The organism is Actinomyces sp. W5033 (assembly GCF_051303165.1).
In genome coordinates, this window is record NZ_JBPPGD010000007.1 from 136,985 (window position 1) to 157,433 (window position 20,449).

Here is a 20,449-nt window from a genome sequence, read left to right on the forward strand (position 1 = left end):
AGGGAAACCGGGAATGACCAGCACCTCCCTCGCACTGGCGGCCGCGGCCCCCGGGACCGCCCACGCCGTGGCCTTGCCCGCCACCGGCGTCGCCTCACTGGCCTGGCTCCTCATCGCCGTGCCGGCCGGCTCCGCCGCCCTGCTGCTCCTGCTCGGGCGCCGCAGCGACCGCTGGGGCCACTGGCTGGGCCTGGCCGCCGCCGTCCTCAGCGCCGGCCTGGGCCTGGCCCTCCTCCTGCAGGTCCTGTCCCTGCCCGCCGACGAGCGCGTTCTCCAGCTCGACCTGTGGCGGTGGTTCAGCGCCGGGGACCTTGACGTCACCGTCGGCCTGCGCCTGGATCCCCTGTCGCTGACCTTCGTCACCCTCGTGACCTTCGTCGGCGCACTCATCCACCTGTACTCCGTGGCCTACATGGCACACGACCGCGACCGCCGCCGCTTCTTCGCCTACCTCAACCTCTTCGTCGCCGCGATGCTCACGCTCGTGCTCGGCTCGTCCTACATCGTGCTCTTCGTCGGCTGGGAGGGCGTGGGCCTGGCCTCCTACCTGCTCATCGGCTTCTGGAACACCGCCGACGCCGACGCCCCGCAACGCGAGCAGGCCAGGAGCCGTGAGAACGCCACCGCCGCCAAGAAGGCCTTTGTCATGAACCGCGTGGGTGACCTCGGTCTGCTCCTGGCGATGATGGCGATGGTCCACCAGGCGGGCTCCGTGGCCTTCGACGACGTCCTCGGTCTGGCCGCCGAGGGCGCCATCCCCACCGCCTGGCTCACCGCGACCGGCTTCTTCCTCCTGCTGGCCGCCTGCGGCAAGTCCGCCCAGTTCCCCCTCCAGGCCTGGCTGGGCGACGCGATGGCCGGACCCACCCCGGTCTCGGCCCTCATCCACGCCGCCACGATGGTCACCGCGGGCGTCTACCTCATGGTGCGCTCGGGCACGGTGTTCCAGGGCGCTCCCGCGGCCCAGGCCGCTGTCGCCGTCGTCGGTGCCCTCACCCTCCTTCTCGGAGCGGTCATCGGCTCCGCCAAGGACGACATGAAGAAGGTCCTGGCTGCCTCCACGATGAGCCAGATCGGCTACATGATGCTGGGCGCCGGCCTCGGTCCCGCCGGCTACGCCTTCGCCATCTTCCACCTGCTCACCCACGGCTTCTTCAAGGCCCAGCTCTTCCTCGGCGCCGGCAGCGTCATGCACGCCATGGGCGACCAGGTCGATATGCGCCGCTTCGGCGCCCTGCGCGCCGTCATGCCCGTCACCTGGGCCACCATGGGCATCGGCTGGCTAGCCATCCTCGGCATCCCGCCCTTCAGCGGCTTCTGGTCCAAGGACAAGATCATTGAGACCGCCTTCGTCGGCGAGGGGCTGACGCCCTGGCTGCTGGGAGGCGTGGCCCTGGTCGGCGCGGGACTGACCGCCTTCTACATGTCCCGGTTGTTCTTCATGATCTTCCACGGCGAGGCCCGGTGGACCACGGCCGCGGACATCGAGGGCGAGGTGCACCCCCACGAGTCCGGCTGGCTCATGACGGCCCCGCTCGTCATCCTGTCGGTCTTCTCCATCGCCCTGGGCGGCCTGCTCACCGTCGGCGACGCCTTCGTCACCTGGCTCGAGCCGGTCACCGGCCACGCCGAGCACGGCCACCCCGTCGTGCCGGCCCCCGTCATCATGGCGGCCACCCTCGCCGTCGTCGTCACCGGAGCGCTCATCGCCTGGGCACGGTACGTGCGCCGCCCGGTGGAGACCGTCGTCCAGCCCGGCAACGTGCTCGTCGAGGCCGCCCGCCACGACATGTACCAGGACGCGCTCAACGAGGCTGTCGCCATGCGCCCGGGACAGGGCCTGGTCCTGGCCACCACCGCCGCCGACCGCTACGTCGTCGATGGTGCCGTCGAGGCCCTGGCGGCGGGGACCGCCGGCCTGGGCCGCCTCGCCCGCCTCACCCAGACCGGGTACCTGCGCACCTACGCGGCCTACACGCTCGTGGGCACGGTCATCGCGCTCGTCGCCGTCCTGGCCGGCCGCCTCTGAGAGGAAACGCCACATGCAGATCATTGACTCCGCGTTCCCGGTGCTCACCGCCATGGTGCTCGTGCCGGCCGTCGGCGCGCTCCTGCTGTCCCTGCCGGCGCTGCGTGCCTGGGCCCGGTCCCTGGGCCTGGCCGTCGCCCTCGTCGAGCTCGGCCTGGGCGTGTGGGCCGCCAGCCTCTTCGACTACTCCGCCCGCGCCGCCACCCAGCTCGCCGAGACCCACGCCTGGATCCCGGGACTGGGCATCTCCTGGGCCCTGGGGCTCAACGCCCTCGGGCTGGCGATGCTCCTGCTGGCGGTCGCGCTGGTACCGCTCGTGCTCATCGCCTCCTGGGGCGAGGTCCCCGCCGACCGCCAGGCCGTGTTCTCCGGTCTTGTCCTGGCCCTGGAGGCCTTCGTCGTCGTCATCTTCGCCGCCCGCGACGTCTTCCTCTTCTACGTCGCCTTCGAGGCGATGCTCGTGCCCGTCTACCTGCTCATCGGACGCTTCGGCGGGGCCGGGCGCAGGCGCGCGGCGACCAAGTTCCTCCTGTACTCCCTCGCCGGTGGACTCGTCATGCTCGTCGGTGTCGTGTGCCTGCCGCTGTACTCCGGCCCTGGGGAGGGCGCCTACCTCCTCGAGCACCTCGTGCTCACCGTCCCCCTCGTGCCCACGCAGGTGGGGCGCCTGCTCTTCCTCAGCTTCTTCATCGCCTTCGCGATCAAGGCCCCCATGGTGCCGGTGCACACCTGGCTGCCGGACACCGCCGAGCAGGCGACCCCGGGCACCTCGGTCCTGCTCATCGGCGTGCTGGACAAGATCGGCACCTACGGGATGATCGTCCTCGTCCTGCCGCTGTTCCCCGAGGCCTCGACCTGGGCCGCGCCCGTCGTGCTCGTCCTCGCCGTCGTGTCCATCCTCTACGGGGCCCTGGCCGCCATCGGTCAGGACAACCTGTACCGGCTCATCTCCTACACCTCGGTGAGCCACTTCGGCTTCATGGTCCTGGGTGTCTTCATCGGCTCCCAGGCCGCCGCCACCGGCGCCATGGTGTACATGGTGGCCCACGGGCTGTCCATCGCCGGCCTGTACCTCACCACCGGCTTCCTGGCCCGCCGCACCGGCACCGTGCTCATCAGCGAGCTCGGCGGCATGGCGCGGGTGGTGCCGGTGCTCGCCGGCACCTGGCTCGTGTCAGGCCTGGCCTCGATCGCCCTGCCCGGCCTGAGCGGCTTCGTGCCCGAGTGGCTCGTGCTCACCGGCACCTTCTCCGTGTCGGTGGCCCTCGGCGTCGTCGCCGTCCTCGGCGTCGTCATCGCCGCCCTGTACGTGCTGCTGCCCTACCAGCGGGTCTTCACCGGCGCCCCCGCCCTGGCCCGCGTCGGCTCCAGCGACCTCGACGGCCGTGAGAAGGCCGTGCTCGTGCCGCTGGTCCTGGCGATGCTCGTCCTGGGCCTCGCCCCCTCCTTCCTCACGACGACGCTCGACGGCGTCGCCGAGCAGGTCGCTGCGACGATGGTCCAGGCCCCGGCCGGCGATGTCGCAGCTGCCACCCTCACCACCGAAGGGACCGCCAAGTGAGCACCTTCACCGAGCCTGCGATCTACTGGGCGGGCCTCGCCCCCGCCCTCGTCATCCTCGGCGCCGCCGTCCTGGGCGTGCTCGTGGAGGCCTTCGTCCCGCGCCGCGCACGCCTGGCCGTCCAGACGGTGCTCGCCGTCGCCGCGGTGATGGGCGCCTTCGTCCTGCTCGCGGGCCAGTGGGCGCTCGTGTCCGGCCAGAGGCTGGCGGGCGAGATGGCGCACGGCTTCGACCTCGACCCCTTCGGCGTCGCCGCACAGGGCGTCATCCTCGTCATCGGCCTGCTGGCCGTGCTCGCGATGGCGGACCGCACGAGCGCCGGGGACGGCGCCTTCGCCGCCCAGGCGGCGGACCGGCCCGGGCGCGCCGAGGAGGCCGAGTCCCTTCACGCCGGGTGGATGGGTACTGAGGCCCTGCCTCTGACGATGTTCTCACTGGGCGGGATGATGCTCTTCCCGCTGGCGAGCAACCTCATCTCCCTGTTCGTCATGCTCGAGCTCGTCTCCCTGCCGCTGTACATCATGGCGGCCATGGCCCGGCACCGCCGCCTGCTCAGTCAGGAGGCGGCCCTGAAGTACTTCGTCCTGGGGGCCTTCTCCTCAGCCTTCCTCCTGCTCGGCGCCGCCCTGCTGTACGGGGCGACCGGTTCGGTGGACTACACCGAGGTCGCGCAGGTCGTCGTCCTCACCCGGGGCGTGGGTGCCAGCTGGATCCTGCCCGCCGGCCTGCTCCTGCTGCTGGTTGGACTCCTGTTCAAGATCGCTGCCGCGCCCTTCCACGCCTGGAGCCCGGACGTCTACCAGGGCTCGCCGACCCCCGTCACCGGCTTCATGGCCGCCGGTGTCAAGGCCACCGCCTTCCTCGCCCTCGTGCGGGTCCTGGGCGTCCTCGGCGTGGCCGGCGGCGCCGACCTGGTGCCCGTGCTCAGCGCCATCGCGCTCCTGACGATGCTGGTCGGAACCGTCGTCGGGATCGTCCAGCGCGACGTCAAGCGCATGCTCGCCTACTCCGCCATCGCCCACGCGGGCTACATGCTCATCGCGCTGACCTGCCTCAACACGATGAGCCTGAGCGCACTGCTGCTGTACTCCCTCGCCTACGGCGCGTCCACCGTGGGGGTCTTCGGGGTCATCAGCCTCGTGCGGGTGAGCCACGTCGGGGCGGCCGGTCCCGAGGCCACGGACCTGGACTCCTACCGGGGTCTGGCCAGGCGCGCCCCGTGGCTCGCCGCCGCGATGACGGTCTTCATGCTGTCCTTCGCGGGCATCCCCCTGACGGCTGGCTTCGTCGCGAAGTACGAGCTCTTCCTCGCCGCGGCCCTGGGTGGCGGGGTGTGGCTCGTCGTGGCCGCAGTCGTCTCCTCCGCGGCGACCGCCTTCTTCTACACGCGCCTCATCGTCCTCATGTACTTCCGTGAGCCCGAGGACGAGCAGGTCGTCGTCGTCGGCTCTCGCGGGCCGGTGGCTGCGGCCGTCGCCGTGGCGGTCACGCTCACGCTCGTCGTCGGCGTCCTGCCCCAGCCGCTGCTCGCGCTGCTCGACTCCGCCGCTATGCTCACCCCGTGATCGGATCGATGCTGCTGGACGCCCCTGAGCTCGAGGGCCGGATCTCCCCGGCCCTCGAGGCCGTCGAGAGCCGTCTCATGGAGGTGGTCTCGAGCGCCGACGAGACCATCAACCCGCCGACCTCCCACCTTGCGGCTGCCGGCGGCAAGAGGCTGCGTCCGGTCCTCACCCTCCTGACCGCCCAGCTCGGTGACCCGGCGCTCGCCACTGGGGAGCAGGTGCGTGACGCCGGCGTCGCCGTCGAGCTGACCCACATCGCCACCCTCTACCACGACGACGTCATGGACGAGGCCCCGCTGCGCCGCGGCGCCCCGAGCGCCCAGACCGTCTGGGGCAACTCCGCCGCGATCCTCACGGGGGACGTCCTCGTGGCTCGTGCCTCCCAGCTCGTCGCCGCCCTGGGGCCCCAGGCCGTCCTCGCGCACGCCAAGACCTTTGAGCGCCTGTGCATGGGCCAGCTCCACGAGACCCTGCCCGTCCCCGCCGACGTGGACCGGGTCGAGCACTACATCCAGGTCCTGGCGGACAAGACCGGCTCCCTCATCGCCGTCTCCGCCCGCTACGGCGCCATGCTCACGCTCGCCGGGGAGGCGACCGAGGCGGTTGTCGAGGACTTCGGGGAGAAGATCGGCGTCGCCTTCCAGCTCGCCGACGACGTCATCGACCTCACCAGCGACTCTGCCACCACCGGCAAGACGCCGGGCACGGACCTGCGTGAGGGGGTGGACACCATGCCGGTGCTGCTGCTGCGCCGCGCCCTGGCCGCAGGCGAGCTCGACGCCGAGGGGCAGTCCATCCTGTCCACCCTGTCCTCGGCGGACCTGTCCTCGGACGAGGTCCTGGCCGGGGTGGTCGCCCGGCTGCGAGAGCACCCCGTGCTCGAGCGCACCCGCCGGATGGCCATGTCCTGGGCGGAGGAGGCCGTCACGGCGCTGGAGGGCCTGGAGCAGGCCGCCGTCGCGGGCGCCGTGGAGCGCCTGGACGCCGCGCACCTGGAGGACCCGCAGCAGCGCGAGGAGGTCCTGTCCTCGACCCGGCAGCGCGCGGCCCTCGTGCGCGCAGCGATGGAGCAGTTCGCCCGCCTGCTCGTGGACCGGGCGGCGTAGGCACGGCCCCGCTGCCGCCGTCCCGTCACGCCCCGAGCCACTGCCCCGTCGCGCCCGCACCCGGCTGCCTGCAGCAGCTCGCGGCCGGCCCCCGGGCCGCCGTCGGGTGACGCAGGTAATGGCCTGGTCCGTGACGTTGGTCCCTACACTGGGCACCGCAACCGAAGGAGTCACGTGAACCCGCTCTCCGTCGCCGTCATCGGCGCAGGCCCCGCCGGCATCTACGCCTCGGACATCCTGTCCAAGTCGGGACTGGACGTCAGCATCGACCTCTTCGAGCGGCTCCCGGCCCCTTACGGCCTGGTGCGCTACGGCGTCGCCCCCGACCACCCGCGCATCAAGCAGATCATCGTCGCGCTCTACAAGATCCTCCAGCGTGGCGACATCCGCCTCATCGGCAACGTGGAGGCCGGCCGGGACATCAGCGTGGCCGAGCTCCGGGAGCACTACGACGCCATCGTCCTGGCCACCGGTGCGGACACCGACGCCGGGCTCGACATCCCGGGCATCGACGCCCCCGAGTCCTACGGCGGCGCGGACTTCGTGTCCTGGTACGACGCTCACCCCGACCACCCGCGCACCTGGGACCTCAGTGCCCGCGAGGTCGCCGTCATCGGGGTGGGCAACGTCGCCCTCGACATCTCCCGCGTGCTCGCCAAGCACCCCGAGGACCTCATGGCCACCGAGATCCCGGCCAATGTCGCCGCGGGCCTGGCGGCCTCGCCCGTGACGGACGTGCACGTCTTCGGACGCCGGGGCCCCGCCCAGGTGAAGTTCACCCCCCTGGAGCTGCGCGAGCTCGGCCACCAGAACGACGTCGATGTCACTGTCGATGAGCAGGACTTCGAGTACGACGCCGGCAGTGAGGCGGCCCTGCGCGCCTCCAACCAGCAGCGTCAGGTCGTCAAGGCCCTTGAGGGCTACGCCATGCAGGACCCCGCGGAGCTGACCGCCTCGCGGACCATCCACATCCACCTGTTCGAGGCGCCCCGCGAGGTCCTGCTCGACGACGGCGGGCACGTGCGCGCCCTGCGCACCGAGCGCACCCGTCTCAACGGTGACGGCTCGGTCAGCGGCACCGGCGTCCTCAAGGACTGGCCCTGCCAGGCCGTCTACCGCGCCGTCGGCTACGCCGGCAGCCCAGTGGAGGGGCTGCCCTTCGACTCCGCGCGCCACGTCGTGCCCAACGAGGGCGGCCGGGTGCTCGGCGAGGACGGCCAGCCCTTGCGCGGCGTCTACGCGACCGGCTGGATCCGGCGCGGCCCGGTGGGCCTCATCGGCTCGACGAAGTCGGACGCGCAGGAGACCATCGGCAACCTCGTGGCGGACGCCCACGCCGGTGTGCTGCACGCTGGGGCCCAGGACAAGGCCCAGGTGGGGCACGGTGCCGTGGTGGCCCTGCTCGAGCAGCGCGGCGTGCCGTACACGACCTGGCAGGGCTGGGAGCTGCTGGACGCCTACGAGCGGGCACTCGGTGAGAGCTTCGGGCCGGTGGAGGACACCACGGGGCAGCTGAGGCAGCGCGAGCGGGTCAAGGTCGTCTCCCGCGCGGCCATGACCGCCATCTCACGTGGTGACGGTGCCACCCAGGACCCCTCGGAGCTCATCGGCCAGCCCGACGCCGACCGCGTGCCGGCGCGCCTGGCCCACCGCCTGGGCCAGGTCTGAGGGCGGCCCGCGCCGCCCGCCAACCCGCCTTCAGCAACCCTCCAGGCGCGGGTCGTAGGGTGCGCTCGTGAACCACCGCAACGGGATCAAGACCGCCGTCCTCATGGGCGGCCTGTGGGCGATTCTTCTCGCCCTGGGATGGCTGCTCGCTCAGGGGACCGGCTCAAGCGTCTGGCTGTTCATCATGCCGGCCATCGGCGTCGCGCAGACGGCCTACGCCTACTGGAACTCGGACCGGATCGCCGTGCGCTCCATGGGGGCCATCGAGGTGAGCGAGGCGCAGGCCCCGACGATGCACGCGATCGTCCGCGAGCTGTCGGCGGCCGCCGGCCAGCCGATGCCACGCCTGTACGTCGCCCCGACGATGAGCCCCAACGCCTTCGCCACCGGCCGCGACCCGCAGCACGCCGCCGTGTGCTGCACGCAGGGCATCTTGCAGCTGCTCAACGAGCGCGAGCTGCGCGGCGTGCTCGGTCACGAGCTGAGCCACGTCTACAACCGGGACATCCTCACCAGCTCGGTTGCGGCCGGAATCGCCGGGGTCGTCGCCTCGGTGTCGCAGATGGTCCTGTGGTTCGGGGGCGGGCGCGACCGGCGCGACGGCAACGTCGTCGTCCTGCTCCTGGTGTCGCTGCTGGCACCGCTGGCGGCGAGCCTGACCCAGTTCGCGGTCTCCCGCACCCGCGAGTACGACGCCGACCACGACGGGGCGGTCCTCACCCATGACCCCCTGGCCCTGGCGAGCGCCCTGCGCAAGATCGACGGCGGCGTCGCCGCGGCGCCCATGGGCCAGGAGCCTCGGGTGGAGACGGTCAGCGCGATGATGATCGCCAACCCCTTCGGCCGGGTGCGCAACCTCTTCGCCACCCACCCGCCGATGGAGCAGCGCATCGCCCGCCTGGAGCAGATGGCCGGTTACTGACCCCCACCCACCTCCTCGGTTTGCGCGCGAACGTACGGCCAGAACCGTGGTTCTCGAGCGCAAACCGAGGATTTGGGGCGTGCGCCACCGGGTCAAGGCCGTCCTGGCCCTGCTGCCGGCCCAGCCCGGCGGCGACGGGGCCTAGCGGTAGTTGACGAACTGGAGGGCGGCGTCAACGTCGAGGTCCTTGAGCAGGGCGATGACCGCCTGGAGGTCGTCGCGCGACTTGGAGGACACGCGCACCTCATCGCCCTGGATCGTCGCCTTGACGCCCTTGGGTCCCTCCTCGCGCACCGCCTTGGTGATCTTCTTGGCGACCTCCTGGGTCAGCCCCTCCTTGAGAGGGCACACCAGCTTGTAGACCTTGCCCGACAACCGCGGCTCCTTGTCGCCCAGGTCGAGGGCCTTGAGCGAGACCCCCCGGCGGAACAGCTTGGACTGGAGCACGTCCAGGACGGCCAGCACCCGCTCGGCCGAGCTGGCCTGCATGGTGATCGTGTCACCGCTGAGCTCGACGGCGGCGTCCACGCCGCGGAAGTCGTAGCGCTGGGAGATCTCCTTGGCCGTCTGGTTGACGGCGTTGTCAACCTCCTGGCGGTCGAGCTTGGAGACGACGTCGAATGAGGACTCGGAGGCCATGGGCGTCCTTTCGTCGGGCCGGTGCGGCACGGGTGGTGGTGCGTGGACGAGGGGCGGGTGGACGGTGCGGGCCTGTGAGCAGGGTCCTACAGCCGTGATTGGCGCCGTGGCTCATCGGCTTGCTATTCTTCCACGGCGCCAAGCGAACGCTCCTCGGAGCGCGAGCGCGGAGCACGGCGGGTTGCCCGAGCGGCCAATGGGAGCTGACTGTAAATCAGCCGCGGAATGCTACGGGGGTTCGAATCCCTCACCCGCCACCATGATCCAAGGGTCCGTGGACCCGAGGGTCAGAGCCCCTGACGGGGTGGTCCGCAGTGAGCGAGTCCACGCGGATCCGGTTTGCCCAGGCAAGGCGGTTCTGCTTACGATTCCGCTCGTTGCCTCGATAGCTCAGTGGTAGAGCACTTCCTTGGTAAGGAAGAGGTCACGAGTTCAATCCTCGTTCGAGGCTCTGGTGCACGGGGGGCCGGTAAGGCCCCTCATGCATTGACATGGCGAGGTAGCTCAGCTGGTTAGAGCGCACGACTCATAATCGTGAGGTCGAGGGTTCGAGTCCCTCCCCCGCTACGCAAGGTTCGAGCGCACCTGGCTCGAGGATCAGACAGAGGAGAGACACGTGGCCAGCAAGTCCACTGACGTCCGCCCCAAGATCACTCTGGCTTGCTCGGAGTGCAAGGAGCGCAACTACATCACGAAGAAGAACCGTCGGAACACCCCCGACCGTCTCGCGATCAGCAAGTTCTGCGCCCGCTGCGGCAAGCACACGGAGCACCGCGAGACCCGCTGAGTCCTCGTCCCGGTAGCATCCGGGCATGAGCACCGAGAGCCCCGCCAGTCACCAGACCGGCGGGGCTTCGTCGTGCCGGGGCGCCGACGTCGGGCCTGCCGCCCTCGAGGACTGCCTGGGCCCGCTGCTGTCCCGCTGCCGGTGGGACTGCGACGCCGTCCCTGAGGCCGCCGCTCGTGCGGCTCGTTGCGTCCTTCCCGCGCTCACCACCCTGGCGGCCCTGCGCCCGCTCCTTGGGCCCTGGGACGGGGTGGTCCACCGGCGCTGCCGGCTGGTGCCCCTGGACGTCACGGCGGGTGGCGCCCAGGCCGGCGGGGGAGCGGGCTTCCTCACGGCCGACGACGCCGGGGCCGCTGTCCCCTCAGGCGGCGGCACCCGGGGCGCGCCCGCCTGGGTGCAGGCCCCGGGCGGCTGGCGCACCCTCACCGTGAGCCTTGTGGCGGGCCCCATCAGGGTCACCCACTGGCTCGCGCGCCGTGAGGGCACGGGAGCGGGGCTGCGGCCCGGCACGGGGGCGCGGGGCGTGCTCCCACCCCCGGCCGCAGCCTGCCCGGCCACCGCACGGGACCCGGGTGAGGACCGTGCGGGCCGCTGCCTGCGCCTGACGGCTGCCGACGTCGCCGCCTGGGCTCGGGCGACCGGGGACCGCAACACCCTGCACCTGCTCCCCGGCGCCGCTGCGCGGGCGGGGCTGAGCGCAGGGGGCGCCGACGTCGTCGCGCACGGGACGCTGCTGGCCGCCCTCAGCCTCGCGGTGGCCCCGGCGCAGCGGGCGGACCTGCGGCTCCTCGCCCCCGCCGTCGTCCCACCCGACGGCCTGCCGCTGCACCTGGCGCCGGGCGGCGACGTCGTGAGCGGGGGCAGGCTCCTGCTCAGGCGGCGCTGAGGGGCGGGCGTGGTATACCTGTCCCCGCAGGTCGTTCAAATGTGAACGATGTGTGGGAGACGCAGACAGCAGCGGGAGGCGCGATGAGCACACGGACACCCCCGGGCGCGCCGGCCGTCGAGGGCGGCTGCCCGGAGCCCTCCCCCCTGCCGGGCTGCGGCCAGGACCACGGTGTGCGCCACCTCGCGACCCTGGAGGACACCAGCGTCCTCGACGCCGCCGAGATGGCCGCCTGGCGCGCCTTCCTGCGCGCCTCGCTCGCCGTCACCACCAGGCTCAACCGCGAGCTCGAGGCGGGTGCCGGCATCTCCCTCAACGACTACGAGATCCTCGTGCGCCTGTCTGAGGCCGAGGGCATGCGAATGCGCATGTCCGCCCTCGCCGAGAGCGTGAGCCACTCGCGCTCGCGCCTGACCCACACCGTGGGGCGCCTGGAGAAGGAGGGCCACGTGCGTCGGGGCTCGTGCTCCTCGGACGGGCGCGGTGTCGTCGCCGCACTCACCGAGGAGGGCCTCGCCTTCCTGCGCCGCACCGCGCCCCTGCACCTGGCCGGCGTGCGCCGCCACGTCATCGACCGGGTGCCGCCCGGTCAGCGCGCGGCCTTCACCGCGCTCATGAGCGCCCTCGTGGACGAGGACGAGGGCATCTGACCCGTGCGCCGTGCCAGGGCACGGCGGGGCGCCTTGCCCGCTGCGGCCGCAGGTCCGCTTCAGGGCTGGGGCAGCAGCGCCGCCAGCTCCTCCCAGACGGCCGCCAGCGACGCCAGCAACGGGCGCCGCAGCTCCTGCCGAGGGCACTGCGGCCCCTCGTGCAAGGCGTCGCACCCCGCCTCATGGGGCGGGCGGGGAGGAGCCCAGCGCCGCGTCCCGTCCGGCTCCACGAGCACGGTCAGCGCCACCCACGCCAGCCCCGAGGACTCGCGGTCCACCGGGACAAGCCGGTCCCAGGCCGCCTGCGACGGCGCCTGCGCCGCGAAGGTCGTGTAGCGCCACGTCCCGTGCTCCTGGACATGGGGCTGTCCCAGCACGAGCAGGCGGGCGGGCAGCCCCGCCTCCTCCTCGACCTCGCGCAGAGCGGCCTCGGCGGGCTCCTCGCCGTCGGCGACTGCCCCTCCGGGCAGCCCCCACGTGCCGCCGCGGTGCGTCCAGCCCGCACGCAGCTGGAGCAGAACCTCCACGCGCGGCCCACCGCCCCGCGCGGACCCTCCACCCCGCGTGCCGCCGACAGCGGCCGAGGGCGCCTGCCGCCACACGAGCAGGCCGGCCGCACCGTTGAGTCCCCAGTGCCGTCTGCCGCAGAGGCACTCCACCCAGCCGTCACCGGGGTGGCGCTGTGAGCCGGAGGGGGCGAGCTGTGGCGGGTGCCCCGGGCCGTCCTCGCCGGTCACGGCGGCAACGAGGCGGGCGCGGGTGGCCTCGGGCTGGACAAGCTCATCGACCCAGCCGCGGTCGCGGGCGGTCGCGGCTGTCTCCCGGGCCTCCTGCTCGGCCACGAGACGCCGGCGCAGCGCCGGGGCGTCGTCACCCTCCTGGTCGGCCCGGGCCAGCAGACGGCGGGAGGTCAGCCCCACGGCGCTGCCCGCGTCCATGACCCCCAGGCGTGCTCCCGGCCACGCCAGCGTGAGCGCCCCGGACAGGGCCTTCGAGCCGAGCGCCACCTGGGCTCCCCCGTAGGCACGGCGTGTGACCAGCGTGACGAGCCGGCCGCGGCCGTCGCCGAAGGAGGCGTAGGCGGCCACGAGGTCTGCCCCGTGGCGCACCGTCCCGGCAGCCTCGGCCTCAGGTCCGGGCAGGAAACCGGGGGTGTCAACGACGGTGAGGACCCCGAGCCCGAGCCGACGGCACAGGGCCAGGTGCCCGGCGACCTTCTGGGAGGCCTGCGGCGTCAGCGCCCCGGCGAGGCACAGCGGCTGCGTCGCCACGACCCCCAGGGGCACGCCCTCGACACGCGCCAGGCCCGTGACCACGCTCGTGGCCCACCTGCCCCGCAGCTCGAGCAGGTCCCCGCGGTCGATGAGCCGGGTCAGGAGCGCGCGCACGTCATAGGCCTCGGCGCGCTCGGGCACCACCCGTCCGGTGCCCGCGTCACTGGGACGCAGGCCGGTGCCAGCCCCACCCGGGCGCAGCGGCAGGGCGCGGCCCTCAGGCGTGCGGACGGGCGCGTAGGAGAGCAGCCTGCGCACCTCCTGCCACGCCCCGGCCTCGTCAGGCGCCGTCAGGTGGGCGGTGCCGGCCTGCTCGGCGTGCAGACGGGCACCGCCGAGGGCCTCCGCCTCCACCCGCTGACCGGTGGAGGCGGCGAGCACGGCGGGCCCGGTGAGGAAGACCTGACCCCGTCCCTCGACCATGACGAGCACGTCCGTCAGCGCGGGGGAGTAGGCGGCGCCACCGGCGGCGGCGCCGAGGACGACCCCGACCTGCAACGTGCGTGCGCGCGCGCGGGTCTGCGCGGCCAGGACCAGGCCGACGCCCCCGAGGGCGTCCACACCCTCCTGCACGCGGGCCCCGCCGCCGTCGAGCAGCGATATCACGGGGGTGGCCTCGTCGGCGGCGCGCTCGATGAGGGCGGCGACGCGCCTGGCGCCCGCCAGGCCGATGGTGCCGCCCCTGACGGTCGGATCCTGCGCCCACACCAGGACCTCACGCCCGTCCAGGCGCGCGCGGGCGGTGAGCACGGCGTCGTCCTCGACGACCTCGCACAGGGAACCGGGATCGGCGAGGGCGCTGACGCGTGAGACCGCGTCGCGAGCAGCCACCTGTGCCGGGCCGGGCGAGGTGGCCGCAGGCAGCGCGTCCGCCTGACCCGGTGGCTGAAGCGGGGTCAGGAGCGCCAGCCTCTCACCCGCACGCACCGTGGCGCCGACGACGGCACCGGGCTCGGGGAGGGGCACCGCCTGCGTGGGGGCCGCGACGGGCACGCGCATCTTCATCGCCTCGAGGACCACGACGGGCCAGCCGGCGCCCACACGGCCCTGCTCGACGGCGACGACCGTGCCTGCCATCGGCGCGCGCAGGACCAGTGGCCCGCTCGGGCCGCCTGCCACCGCCCGCTCGGGGCGCCTTCCGCCCCCGGGGGTGTCGCTGCCCGGCCGCCTGCCTGGCCCGGTGGTGCTCGAGGCGGCCGGGCGCAGCACCTGCTCGAGCCAGTGGGTGGTGACGGTGTAGCCGCTCTCAGCGCGCAGGTCCGGGTGGGCCAGGGCCTCGCGCAGCAGGGGCGCGAGCGTGCGCACCCCCCTGACCCTGACCTGCGCCAGCGCCTCGTCCAGCGCGTCCAGGGCACCTTGCCGGTCCTGGCCGACGGCGACCAGCAGCGCCAACGGGTCCGAGACCCCCGGCACGAGCGCGTCCCCGGTGAAGACCGAGCGCTGCGTGCGCAGCCGCGGTAGGCCGGCCGGGAGGCCCGCCGCCACACGCTTGCGCTCCACCGCCAGGCTCAGGGGGACGTCGAGGCCGAGCAGGTCGCCGGAGGCGGGCACGAGCGTGTCCGGGTCCTCGGCGTACAGGCGTGCCTCCACCACGTGGCCGTGCGTCGGCACGCGGACCTCGCCGCGCCCCAGGCCGTCCAGCGCCAGCTCCAGGGGCGCTCCCTGCGCCACAAGCAGCTGGGCGCGCACGAGGTCCACGCCCGTGACCTCCTCCGTCACCGCGTGCTCCACCTGCAGGCGCGCATTGACCTCCAGAAGCACCGGCTCACCGTCCGCCGGCACCAGGAACTCGCAGGTCGCCGCCCCCGTGAGGCCGGCCGCACCCAGGACCGCGCGCGTGTGCTCCTCAAGAAGGCCCACGACGTGCCCGGGCAGGAAGGGCGCCGGGGCCTCCTCGAGGAGCTTCTGGGAACGCCGCTGCACCGAGCACTCCCGTGTGCCCAGGGTGACCAGGCGGCCGGAGGCGTCCGCCAGGGCCTGCACCTCGACGTGACGCGCCCCGCCGACCACCTCCTGCAGCATGAGCGGACCGAGGCCGGCGAGCGAGGTCAGCGCCTGGCGGGCACGGGACCCACGAGCGGGCGCCCCGGGGCCGGGCAGGACGACGACGCCGCGCCCGCCCCCGCCGTGAACCGTCTTGAGCACGGCGGGCCCCGGAACGCGCCCCAGGACCTCGTCGAGGTCCTCGCGCCCCACCGGCAGGGACAGGGGCGTGGGCACGCCCAGGCGCTGGGCCAGCCCGGCCAGGGCGAGCTTGTCGGTGAGCAGGTCCAGAGCCTGGGCCGAGGGCCCCACCCAGGTCAGGCCCGCGGCGGATACTGCCCGGGCCAGCTGTGCGGACTCGGCGGCGAAGCCGACCCCGGGGTGCAGGGCGTCGGCACCCAGAGCCAGCGCCGCCGCGACCAGCGCCTCGACGTCGTCATAGGCGCTGACCTCGACGACGTCGTCCAGGGCCCGCGACCACAGGTTGTCGCGGTCCGCGGCCGTGAGGACGCCGATGGGGCTGACGCCCAGCGCACGGGCTGATCGGGCCAGGCGCAGGGCCGTGCCCGAGCGGGCGGCGACCAGCAGCCGCCTCATGCGATCCCGCCGGCTGCCTCGCCCGAGGACGCCGAGGCCGGCAGGTCCCACAGGTGGGTCCACGTCACCCCCAGGTCTGCCAGGAGACGGCGCAGCAGCGGCAGGGACAGGCCGACGACACCGTGCGGGTCCCCCTCGACGCCCTCGATGAAGGCGCCGCCGTAGCCGTCGATGGTGAAGGCCCCCGCGCAACACTGCGGCTCGCCCGTGGACACGTAGGCCTCGAGCTCCTCGGGCGTGGGCGACCCGAAGCGCACGACCGTCGAGGACACCCCCTCCGTCACCGTCTCCTGGGAGACGGCCTCACCCAGGCGCACGAGGGTGTGCCCCGAGTGCAGCACCCCGGTGGCTCCCGCCAGGGCGGCCCAGCGCTCGCGGACGGCGGCGTCCGTGCGGGGCTTGCCGACGACCTGCCCGCCGATCTCCAGCATCGAGTCGCAGCCCAGGACGACGGTGGCTCGCGCCCCCTCGAGAGGCCTTGAGCGGCGGGCGACGTCGAGGGCCTTGGCCCGGGCCAGGGCCTGCACCTGCTCGACGGGCGTGGGCTGGGGGAGCCCGTCGCGGGCGCGCTCGCGGGCCAGGGCCTCGAGCACCGTGGGCTCATCGACCTGTGAGACGCGCACGAGCGGGGTGACGCCCGCCGCACGCAGGGTCGCGAGGCGGCCGGAGGACTGGGAGGCGAGGACAAGGGCGGCTGGTCTCACGCCCCCAACCCTAGAGGGGCGGCTGCGCGGGGCAGGCGGCTCGCGGCGCTCGGCCGCCGCCTGGGCTAGCGTCGTCTGTATGAGCGAGCACAGCGCCGCCACCCGGCCCGCCCCGGCCTTGTCTCGCCTGACCACCGTCGCACGGACCGGGTCGACCAACAGTGACCTCATTGACGCCCTGGCCCGTGATGCCCGTGCGGCGCAGCGCCAGTGGCCCCACCTGTCCGCCCTGCGAGCCGTGCACCAGACCGCGGGGCGCGGGCGTGCGGGCCGCAGCTGGGTCGTGCCCGGCCAGGGCGCCCTCACCCTCTCCGTCGTCCTGCGCCCGCTCGTGCCCAGTGACCGCCTGCCCTGGCTGCCGCTGCTGGCCGGGCTGGCTGTCCGCGACGCCCTGAGCCAGGTCCTGGCTGGCGCGGGGTCGGCGTGGACCGCCTGGACCAAGTGGCCCAACGACGTCCTCCTCCTGCCACCGTCCCAGGCCCCTGCTGAGGAGGTGGCGGGCTGGGGCCGGGGACGCAAGGTCTGCGGCATCCTCGCCGAGGTGGCTCACCCGGCGCGCAGCGCCCCCACGGTGGCGCCTCCCACCCGCCAGGAGGCCGCCGCCGTCGTCCTGGGCATCGGTGTCAACGTGGGGCAGGGCCCGGAGGAGCTGCCGGTGCCCTGGGCGGGCTCGCTGCGCCTGGCGGGCGCCCGCCTGGGCCCGCAGGAGCTTCTCGCGCCACTGGGCAGCGCCCTGGCGGCCCGGAGCGCGCAGTGGGAGCGCGACGGCGGCCTGCCTGGGGCGGCGCTGCTGGAGGGACTGCGTGCGGCCTGCCTCACGCTGGGCCAGACGGTGCGCGTCGAGGTGCCCGGCGGCGGCGTGCTCGAGGGCCGGGCCCTTGACCTCGAGCCCGGTCTCGTGGTGGAGGCCGGAGGGAGCAGACGGGTTGTCGCCGCGGGGGACGTGAGCCACCTGCGCGCCCAGCGGCCTGCTCGATTGAGCACAACGCTGTGACCTGGGCTACTCTGCGACGGTGACTGCGCATCGCAGGCCCGAGGAGCGGGCCGGGGAGGACGGTGACGAGCGCACACCCTCGACGCTCGGACGGCACGAGCGCCTCCTGCTGGGCGCCAGCCCCACGCTCACGCTGCGCCAGCTCGCCGCAGGAGCCGAGACCAGTGTGGACGTCGCCCGCCGCTTCTGGCGCGCCATGGGCTTCGCCGACGTCGATCCCGACGACGTGCGCTTCACCGAGCGTGACGTCGAGGCCCTGCGCGGCGTCGCCGACCTCATCGACGAGCACGACGACGGACTGCCCTCCCCCTGCGCCCCCGGGGGCGGGCTGGCGGCCTCCAGCGTCTTCGAGATGCTGCGCGCCCAGTCCTACACGATGGACCGCCTCGTGCTGTGGCAGCTCGAGACCTTCGTCTCCGACGTCTCCCAGCGCCTGCACCTGGACGACACCGCCGCCCGGCTCGTCGTCCTCGACCACATCGACGCGATGGCCACTGCCCTGCGCTCCCAGCTCGACTACGTGTGGAGCCGGCACATGGCCGCCCTGCTCAGCCGCACGGACGCCGAGGTCGCCGGGCGCGGCCGTGAGGACGCCGGGCCCGACCTGTACCCCTTGACCCGCTCGCTCGGCTTCGTTGACATCGTGGCCTTCACCCAGCGGGCACAGACGATGAGCCGTCTTCAGCTCGAGTCGATGCTCAACGACTTCGAGACCACGGCACGCAACGTCGTCACCTCCCGCGGCGCCCGGGTGGTCAAGACCATCGGCGACGCCGTCATGTACATCTCCGACGACGTCGTCACCGCCGCGGATGTCGTCACCGCCCTCGTGCGCGAGCTCCAGGCCGGGCCCGTGCCCATGCACGTGCGCGCGAGCCTCGTCCAGGGCCGTGTCGTCTCGCGCTCGGGCGATGTCTTCGGACCCACCGTCAACCTGGCCTCACGCCTGGTGGACACCGCCGAGCCCGGTGGGATCCGCATGGACGAGGCCACGGCCCGCGCCATCATCAACGGCCCCGACGCCGCCCGCTACCGGGTCAGTGAGTGCAAGGAGGTCGTCGCCAAGGGCCTGGGCAACATCGTCCCCTGGGCGCTCGAGGCGGCCTGATCCCGGGCCGGGGCGCCAACACCACGGCCCGGGCCGGCCACAGGACCGGCTCAGGGGGCCGGGCCGCAGGGGCATGGCGCGAGCCGGGACTGTCCCATACGATCCTGGTTATGACCACCGTGCTGCTCGTCGAGGACGATCCCGCCATCTCCGAGCCCCTGGCTCGCGCCTTCGGCCGCGAGGGCTACACCGTGCGCGCCTACGGCACCGGGGCCAGGGCCCTGGAGGAGGTCGCCGACGCGGACATCATCGTGCTCGACCTCGGCCTGCCAGACATCGACGGCCTCGACGTCGCACGCCAGGTCCGCGCCCAGGGCCTGACCACCCCGATCCTCATGCTCACCGCCCGCTCGGAGGAGAGAGACCTCGTCGTCGGCCTCGACGCAGGAGCGGACGACTACGTCACCAAGCCCTTCCGGCTGGCCGAGCTGCTTGCCCGTGTGCGCGCCCAGGTGCGCCGCGCCTCCGGGGAGGTCAGTGAGGACGAGCTCGTCGCCGGTGAGATCCGGGTTGACGTCGCCGCCCACCGGGCCTTCGTGGGCACGCGCGAGCTGCAGCTGTCCACCCGCGAGTTCGAGCTCCTGCGCGTGCTCGTGCGCGGTGCTGGCAGCGTCGTGGGCTCCGAGGACATCCGCAAGGAGGTCTGGGGTGAGGACCCGGCCGGCTCCGAGCAGGCCCTGGCCATGCACGTGACCTGGCTGCGCCGCAAGCTGGAGGACGACGAGGCCGCCCCCGTGCTCCTCGTCGCCGAGGGCGCCGGCTACCGCCTGAGGGTCTGAGGCCCGGCCGCGGCCTCAGGCTGGGGCACTGCCTGAGCCACACGGCCCGGTGGTACCGGGCCCACACGTTCCGGGCCGGGCCCGGGGGAGGAGGTTGGCGTGCGACGCCGGGTCATGCTCATGACGATGGGTGCGGTCACGGTCGCCGTCGTCCTGCTGGGGGTCCCGCTGGGCTCCGCCTGGGTCCTGCTGGCGCTGCGCCTGACGCGCGAGGCCGAGGACCAGGTGCAGATCATCGTCACCATGGTGCTGGCCATCCTCGGCCTGGCGCTCGTGGCCGTCGTCACCGCCTACGTCGTCGCCGCCAAGGGCTCGCGCCGCATCCAGGCGCCGCTCATCTACCTGGCGGCGGAGGCCGAGCAGCTCGGCTCGGGCCAGGTGCGCCCGCGCCTGCGCACCTCGGGCATCGAGGAGATCGACCTCGTCCAGGCCGAGCTCGTACGCTCGGCCGAGCGGGTGGCCGGACGTCTGGCCGTGGAGAGGCAGTTCGCCTCCGACGCCTCGCACCAGCTGCGTACGCCCTTGACCTCCCTTGAGCTGCGACTGGAGGAGATCGAGATGATCGCCGAGCAGGAGGAGGTGCGCCAGGAGGCCCGTGCCTGCATCGAGCAGGTGGACCGGCTCACCGGCGTCGTCGAGGACCTGCTTAAGGTCTCCCGCCGCAAGGGAGGGGGCTCGACCGAGGCCCTGCGGCTCGTGGACGTCCTCGAGCAGCAGCGCGAGGAGTGGGAGCCGGCCTTCAGGGCGGCGGGACGTCGCCTCGTCATGAGCGACGAGGTGGGTGTGCCGGTCCTGGCGACCCCCGGCTCGCTCACCCAGGTGCTGGCCACCTGCCTGGAGAACTCCCTGCGCTACGGGGCGGGCACGACGACGGTGAGCGTGCGCAGCGCCAACGGCGGGCACGGCGTCTTCATCGACATCACGGACGAGGGCCCGGGCGTGGACGACGAGCTGGCGCCGACGCTCTTCGAGCGTGCGGTCTCCGGCCACGGCTCCACGGGTGTGGGTCTGGCACTCGCCCGCAACCTCATCGAGGCCGACGGCGGCCGCATCGAGCTGTCCCAGCGGCGCCCCCCGGTGTTCTCGGTCCTGCTCAGCTCGGTGCCCAAGACGCTGGACCCGGACAAGGTCCTTCCGCAGGGGGCTCTGGTGAGCGTGGGACGCCGACGCCGCTTCTGAGGGCGGGCTCAGGCTCCT

The 20,449-nt window shown here is 73.4% G+C and carries 16 protein-coding genes and 3 tRNA genes; 16 read left to right on the top strand and 3 right to left on the bottom strand.

The window, feature by feature from the left end; genetic code table 11:
• Window positions 1-13 precede the first annotated feature (13 nt).
• The 6 genes from nuoL (at window position 14) to htpX (ending at window position 8,851) form a co-directional block, all read left to right on the top strand.
• Window positions 14-2,029, top strand: a complete 2,016-nt coding sequence (nuoL, locus tag ACSJJR_RS06630) for an NADH-quinone oxidoreductase subunit L (protein WP_435942789.1) — start codon at window positions 14-16, stop codon at window positions 2,027-2,029.
• Between the two features lie 13 nt (window positions 2,030-2,042).
• The gene (locus ACSJJR_RS06635) at window positions 2,043-3,590 is read left to right on the top strand and encodes a complex I subunit 4 family protein (RefSeq protein WP_435942790.1); all 1,548 of its coding nucleotides are present in this window, start codon (window positions 2,043-2,045) and stop codon (window positions 3,588-3,590) included.
• Window positions 3,587-5,155, top strand: coding sequence for an NADH-quinone oxidoreductase subunit NuoN (nuoN, locus tag ACSJJR_RS06640; protein ID WP_435942791.1), 1,569 nt, complete (start codon window positions 3,587-3,589; stop codon window positions 5,153-5,155). Before ACSJJR_RS06635 ends, nuoN begins: the two co-directional genes overlap by 4 nt.
• Window positions 5,152-6,261, top strand: a complete 1,110-nt coding sequence (locus tag ACSJJR_RS06645) for a polyprenyl synthetase family protein (protein WP_435942792.1) — start codon at window positions 5,152-5,154, stop codon at window positions 6,259-6,261. Before nuoN ends, ACSJJR_RS06645 begins: the two co-directional genes overlap by 4 nt.
• 174 nt (window positions 6,262-6,435) lie before the next feature.
• A complete protein-coding gene (locus tag ACSJJR_RS06650; RefSeq protein ID WP_435942793.1) occupies window positions 6,436-7,929 on the top strand; it encodes an FAD-dependent oxidoreductase in 1,494 nt (497 codons plus the stop codon).
• 67 nt (window positions 7,930-7,996) lie between these two features.
• A complete protein-coding gene (gene htpX, locus ACSJJR_RS06655) occupies window positions 7,997-8,851 on the top strand; it encodes a zinc metalloprotease HtpX (protein ID WP_435942794.1) in 855 nt (284 codons plus the stop codon).
• A 141-nt stretch (window positions 8,852-8,992) separates the two neighbouring features.
• Here the strand turns inward: htpX and ACSJJR_RS06660 are convergent, their stop codons facing one another.
• Window positions 8,993-9,490 carry a YajQ family cyclic di-GMP-binding protein gene (locus tag ACSJJR_RS06660; RefSeq protein WP_435942795.1) on the bottom strand — a complete coding sequence of 166 codons (498 nt, stop codon included), beginning with the start codon at window positions 9,488-9,490 and terminating at the stop codon, window positions 8,993-8,995.
• 175 nt (window positions 9,491-9,665) lie between these two features.
• On the opposite strand from ACSJJR_RS06660, the gene ACSJJR_RS06665 reads away from it, so the two are divergent.
• The 6 genes from ACSJJR_RS06665 (at window position 9,666) to ACSJJR_RS06690 (ending at window position 11,813) form a co-directional block, all read left to right on the top strand.
• Window positions 9,666-9,750, top strand: a tRNA-Tyr gene (locus tag ACSJJR_RS06665).
• 119 nt (window positions 9,751-9,869) lie between these two features.
• A tRNA-Thr gene (locus tag ACSJJR_RS06670) sits at window positions 9,870-9,941 on the top strand.
• Window positions 9,942-9,983: 42 nt separating this feature from the next.
• A tRNA-Met gene (locus ACSJJR_RS06675) sits at window positions 9,984-10,057 on the top strand.
• A gap of 49 nt (window positions 10,058-10,106) precedes the next feature.
• Window positions 10,107-10,277, top strand: coding sequence for a 50S ribosomal protein L33 (rpmG, locus tag ACSJJR_RS06680; RefSeq protein WP_303138353.1), 171 nt, complete (start codon window positions 10,107-10,109; stop codon window positions 10,275-10,277).
• 25 nt (window positions 10,278-10,302) lie between these two features.
• Complete coding sequence (locus tag ACSJJR_RS06685) at window positions 10,303-11,163, top strand: hypothetical protein (RefSeq protein ID WP_435942796.1); 861 nt, start codon at window positions 10,303-10,305, stop codon at window positions 11,161-11,163.
• Window positions 11,164-11,246: 83 nt separating this feature from the next.
• Window positions 11,247-11,813 carry a MarR family winged helix-turn-helix transcriptional regulator gene (locus ACSJJR_RS06690; protein ID WP_435942797.1) on the top strand — a complete coding sequence of 189 codons (567 nt, stop codon included), beginning with the start codon at window positions 11,247-11,249 and terminating at the stop codon, window positions 11,811-11,813.
• Between the two features lie 59 nt (window positions 11,814-11,872).
• Here the strand turns inward: ACSJJR_RS06690 and ACSJJR_RS06695 are convergent, their stop codons facing one another.
• Entirely contained in the window at window positions 11,873-15,667 is a 3,795-nt protein-coding gene (locus tag ACSJJR_RS06695; protein ID WP_435942798.1) for a carboxyl transferase domain-containing protein, read from the bottom strand.
• On the bottom strand, window positions 15,664-16,371 hold the full coding sequence (locus ACSJJR_RS06700) for a Maf family protein (RefSeq protein ID WP_435942799.1): 708 nt from the start codon (window positions 16,369-16,371) through the stop codon (window positions 15,664-15,666). The genes ACSJJR_RS06695 and ACSJJR_RS06700 overlap by 4 nt, the downstream gene beginning before the upstream one ends.
• 79 nt (window positions 16,372-16,450) lie before the next feature.
• Here ACSJJR_RS06700 and ACSJJR_RS06705 point away from each other — a divergent pair, with 79 nt between their 5' ends.
• The 4 genes from ACSJJR_RS06705 to ACSJJR_RS06720 all read left to right on the top strand — a co-directional run bounded on the left by ACSJJR_RS06705 (window position 16,451) and on the right by ACSJJR_RS06720 (window position 20,431).
• On the top strand, window positions 16,451-17,365 hold the full coding sequence (locus tag ACSJJR_RS06705; RefSeq protein ID WP_435942800.1) for a biotin--[acetyl-CoA-carboxylase] ligase: 915 nt from the start codon (window positions 16,451-16,453) through the stop codon (window positions 17,363-17,365).
• Between the two features lie 19 nt (window positions 17,366-17,384).
• A complete protein-coding gene (locus tag ACSJJR_RS06710; RefSeq protein WP_435942801.1) occupies window positions 17,385-18,473 on the top strand; it encodes an adenylate/guanylate cyclase domain-containing protein in 1,089 nt (362 codons plus the stop codon).
• A 110-nt stretch (window positions 18,474-18,583) separates the two neighbouring features.
• On the top strand, window positions 18,584-19,252 hold the full coding sequence (locus ACSJJR_RS06715) for a response regulator transcription factor (RefSeq protein WP_435942802.1): 669 nt from the start codon (window positions 18,584-18,586) through the stop codon (window positions 19,250-19,252).
• 99 nt (window positions 19,253-19,351) lie between these two features.
• Complete coding sequence (locus ACSJJR_RS06720; RefSeq protein WP_435942803.1) at window positions 19,352-20,431, top strand: sensor histidine kinase; 1,080 nt, start codon at window positions 19,352-19,354, stop codon at window positions 20,429-20,431.
• The last annotated feature ends 18 nt before the right edge of the window (window positions 20,432-20,449 follow it).

Excerpts from the sequence above, each read along its gene's own strand:
- ACSJJR_RS06635 (WP_435942790.1), top strand. The coding sequence starts at position 2,043 with ATGCAGATCATTGACTCCGCGTTCCCGGTGCTCACCGCCATGGTGCTC.
- ACSJJR_RS06705 (WP_435942800.1), top strand. The coding sequence starts at position 16,451 with ATGAGCGAGCACAGCGCCGCCACCCGGCCCGCCCCGGCCTTGTCTCGC.
- ACSJJR_RS06715 (WP_435942802.1), top strand. The coding sequence starts at position 18,584 with ATGACCACCGTGCTGCTCGTCGAGGACGATCCCGCCATCTCCGAGCCC.
- ACSJJR_RS06695 (WP_435942798.1), bottom strand. The coding sequence starts at position 15,667 with ATGAGGCGGCTGCTGGTCGCCGCCCGCTCGGGCACGGCCCTGCGCCTG.
- ACSJJR_RS06660 (WP_435942795.1), bottom strand. The coding sequence starts at position 9,490 with ATGGCCTCCGAGTCCTCATTCGACGTCGTCTCCAAGCTCGACCGCCAG.
- ACSJJR_RS06685 (WP_435942796.1), top strand. The coding sequence starts at position 10,303 with ATGAGCACCGAGAGCCCCGCCAGTCACCAGACCGGCGGGGCTTCGTCG.
- ACSJJR_RS06690 (WP_435942797.1), top strand. The coding sequence starts at position 11,247 with ATGAGCACACGGACACCCCCGGGCGCGCCGGCCGTCGAGGGCGGCTGC.
- nuoL (WP_435942789.1), top strand. The coding sequence starts at position 14 with ATGACCAGCACCTCCCTCGCACTGGCGGCCGCGGCCCCCGGGACCGCC.